The organism is Synechococcus sp. R8-2 (assembly GCF_047461715.1).
GTDB lineage: Bacteria > Cyanobacteriota > Cyanobacteriia > Thermostichales > Thermostichaceae > Thermostichus.
The window spans coordinates 1-3,695 of record NZ_JANSHQ010000165.1 but is presented as its reverse complement, the minus strand read 5'-3'; the positions used below and the strand labels follow the sequence as shown (position 1 = coordinate 3,695).

Below are 3,695 nucleotides of genomic sequence, written 5' to 3'. Positions count from 1 at the left end.
GGACTCCGTCCCGCTAACGCGAGCGGTGGAGGTGGTGTTTAACACCGGGATCCGCGTGGAAGAAGGGCGCAGCCTAAAGCTGGAGAATCCGGAGTTTGTGATCGGTTCTGTACGGGTTCCCGATGAGATCTCAGCAGCGTTTTTGGGCGGGCTCAATGAGGTGCTTGACCTGCAAGAGCTGGAAGAGATTGGGATCCTGATGCGGGTGCTCAGCCTAGAGATAGAGCCTGACCAGTTGCAGGTGATTGGGTTTGTGCGGGTGGAAGGGTTGGAAAGGACCTCGTCCCGCTAACGGGGATCCCTGTTGAGCGTGGATGAGCTTCTTGAGGCTGCGCTCTAGCAGGAGAGCTGCTCTGTCAAACTGGATAAAGATCAGCCAGGCTGGAGATGGGATTATGGCCTTCGATTGGTTTCGCCGCCGCTATACCGACTCTACCGACTCTCCTGGTGAAGCGGAGTCTTCGCCACCAGCCCCCGCGCCAGCCACAGAACCGGCGGAGATCTCCCCTGAAGACTATTTGGCTTTTGCCAAAGCCGCCTATGCCAACCTGAAGGCCCGTGCTGCTGCCCAAGCCCCACCGGCAACCCAGGACTCTGTCCCACCTGCGCCAGCGGAAGGGATCCCTGCAGAATCCGTCCAGCCACAGCCACCGGCCTCGACTGAGGACTCCGGCCCACTTGCCCAAGCAGAACCCCGTGAACCCGTCCAGTCCTCCACTCCAACACAAGAACCAGCATCTCCAGAATCGCCCCCTGTGCAGCCGGCGGCAGCTCCCTCGTTTTTCGATCTGGCTCCCCGTGCTGCTGAGCGTCTCCAAGCCCTGCAAGCCAGCGCTGTGGACGAGCCCAAACCCGAGGCGGCGACTGCAGCGGTTGCTCCCTCTCCAGAGACGGGGCCGGAAGAGCTGGTCTTCGATGAGGGCTTCCGCTGGTCAGCCGAGATCTTGGCGGCTCAAGGGCGCAAACCGGAAGAGATTTCCGTTGAGGAAATCTCCTGGCTGCAAAAGCTGCGGCGAGGCTTGGGCAAAACCCGCCTTAACCTGATCAACCAGTTGAAAGCCCTGGTAGGCCGCGGCCCTCTGGATCAGAAGGCTGTGGAAGAAATTGAGGCCCTGTTGCTGCAGGCCGATGTGGGGATCGACGCCACCGAGCAGATCATCCAAGCCCTACAAAAGCGCATGCGAGAGGAGGTGGTGCCCCCAGAGGAGGCCGTCAAATACCTCAAGCAGCAGATGCGGCAGATGTTGACGGTGGGGAATCCCACCTTTGCCCCACAACGGGACACGCTCAACATTTGGCTGATTGTCGGGGTGAATGGGGCGGGCAAAACCACCACCATTGGCAAAATTGCCCATGTCGCCCGCAAGTCTGGATACCGCTGTCTGATTGCTGCTGCTGATACTTTCCGGGCTGCTGCTGTGGAGCAGCTCAAGGTTTGGGCAGAGCGAGCAGGGGTAGAGGTAATCGCCAATCCCTCTCCCAATGCCGATCCGGCAGCGGTGGTTTTTGACGCCATCACAGCCGCCAAGGCCAGGGGCACCGAGCTGCTGTTGGTGGACACGGCAGGCCGTCTGCAAAACAAGAAAAACCTGATGGACGAGCTGGCCAAGATCCGCCGCATCGTTGACAAAAAAGCTCCCGAAGCCAAAGTAGAAAGCCTTCTGGTGCTGGATGCCACCCAAGGGCAAAACGGGTTGCGCCAAGCCGAGGTGTTTGCCGAGGCTGCCAAGTTGAGCGGTGTGATCCTGACTAAGCTGGATAGCACCGCCAAGGGGGGGATTGCCCTGGCCATTACGCAGCAGATGAACCTGCCCATCCGCTTTATCGGCGCCGGCGAGGGGCTAGAAGATCTGCGGCCTTTTTCCAGCTACGAGTTTGTGGAAGCTCTTCTAAGCGAGTATTGAGGCACCCCCTCTCTGAGAAGGGCCATTGTGAAAGAGAGACACACAGATCCAGGCTTTGTTGGGCGTCGCCCCCGCTTTCTGCCCTGGAGTGCTGCAGTGGTGGGGGCAGGTTTGCTTTGGGCTTGGGGTGGGCACCGCTGGATCCAGAGCGGGTTGAACCTGGTTCGGGCGGGATCCACGCAGGATACAGAAGCTTTGCAGGAATTTGTAACCACCTTGGCTCAGGTGTTGTCGGGGGTGCTGGGCTTTACCCTCTCGGTGGTGGCCATTGTGGTGCAGTTGAGCGCGGATCGCTTCACGCCAAAGGTCACGGAGCTGTTTTTGCGCGAGAAAGTCAATTTCTACCTCTTCTTTTTCCTGATTTTGGCCAATGTGGTCAGTTTGTGGAGTTCGGCAGCCCTGGGCTTTTACGTTCGTGTTGGCGTTGCGGAGCAACACCCTCCAGGGTTGCTCGTCGGGCTGAATCTGCTGCTGGGCACAGCTTCGTTTTTGATGCTGATCCCCTACTTTCGCTTCGTGTTTCACTTTTTGCAGCCGGCTTCGATTATCCATCGCATTGAGCAGCAAGTGCGGCAGGCCATCCTGGGATCCCTTGCTTCCAGGAGATCAGGATCGGACTCCGGATCCAAGAGGGGCTATTTCTCCCGTTGTTCACTGCAACTGCGGCCTCGTCACGACAACGTTGTGCAGCAACAGCGATGCGCAGGAATACAGGGTGCCGTAGGCATAGCAACAGAGCAGCACTCTCCAATGGGCGAATGCTCGCCAGCTCATCAGCGCTGCCTCTCGGCTCTGGATGAAATCAAAAGCATCGCCACCAGTGCTCTCCGTCAGCAGGAGGGGAGCATTCTCCTGGAAGCCTTGGACAGCTTGAAGTCTCTGTGGGTCTTCTATGCTGCTCACAAAGCACAACTGCCCCCTGCCTGGTTTCTCTTTACCCCGGCTCTGCGGCGGGATCCGGACTTTGCTTCGGTGGATAGGGGCCTGCTGGGCCGGATCGAGGCAGAAGGATCCTGGCTGGAGCTGAAGATCCTGCGGCAGTATCAAGCCTTATTTGCCGAAGGGCTAAACGGCATGCGCCAGGCGAGCACCCTGGTGGCCATTCACAGCCGGGAGCTGGGGATCCGCGCCCTGGAAGCCCAACAACTCACGGTAGCGGGGTGGGTGATCAAGTTTTTCAACACCTATCTGCGGGCCGTCATCAACGCGCGAGACATCCGCAGCGGCTACAACCTGCTCAAGCAGTACCGCTTGTTGGCCGAGGCAGCCCTACAACACCGCCAGTCGGCTCTGGTCTTGCAGATTGTTGGCTACTTTCGCTACTACAGCTTAATTGCCTACAAAGCTGGCCTCTTTTTCCTATCTGAAACCTTTGGCTTTGATCTGGGAATGTTGGCCCAGTCGAGCTGTGCTCTGGGCTCTGAAACAACGGAAGCCATTGTGCAAGCCTTGTTACGTCTGGATCAGGATCCCGAAAGCGAGCAACAGGAAACCACCCTGCGTGGGATCCGCAAAACCCAAGTCCGCTTGGCAGCCTATTTCCTCAGTCGTGGCCGGGAGGACTGGGCCAGGCTGATCTATCAGGATATGCAGCACGAGCCCCTGGCGCGCCTACAGAGCATCCACCAAGAGCTGCTCTCTACGGCTGCAGAGTTTTGGGAGTTTACCGACCGGGGGGAGAACTTCTACTACTTGGAGCCCGCTCTTTGGCCCTATGCCGAGCAGTTTTTTAGCTGGTTTCAGGGCTTAACCTTGCCGGCAGATAAGCTGATCGCGTAAGCGGGACGGAGT

At 58.5% G+C, this 3,695-nt stretch carries 3 protein-coding genes; all 3 read left to right on the top strand.

Annotated features, from left to right (window positions below):
- On the top strand, positions 1-292 hold a 292-nt coding region (locus NW819_RS04610), incomplete at its 5' end, for an LmeA family phospholipid-binding protein (RefSeq protein ID WP_414413032.1).
- Positions 293-395: 103 nt separating this feature from the next.
- Complete coding sequence (ftsY, locus tag NW819_RS04605; protein ID WP_414413031.1) at positions 396-1,904, top strand: signal recognition particle-docking protein FtsY; 1,509 nt, start codon at positions 396-398, stop codon at positions 1,902-1,904.
- A 27-nt stretch (positions 1,905-1,931) separates the two neighbouring features.
- Positions 1,932-3,683: a DUF2254 family protein gene (locus NW819_RS04600; RefSeq protein ID WP_414413030.1), complete on the top strand. Its 1,752-nt coding sequence runs from the start codon at positions 1,932-1,934 to the stop codon at positions 3,681-3,683.
- Positions 3,684-3,695: the final 12 nt, after the last annotated feature.

What these genes read in the sequence shown, in the direction of transcription:
- ftsY (WP_414413031.1), top strand. Translation starts at nt 396, where the DNA reads ATGGCCTTCGATTGGTTTCGCCGCCGCTATACCGACTCTACCGACTCT.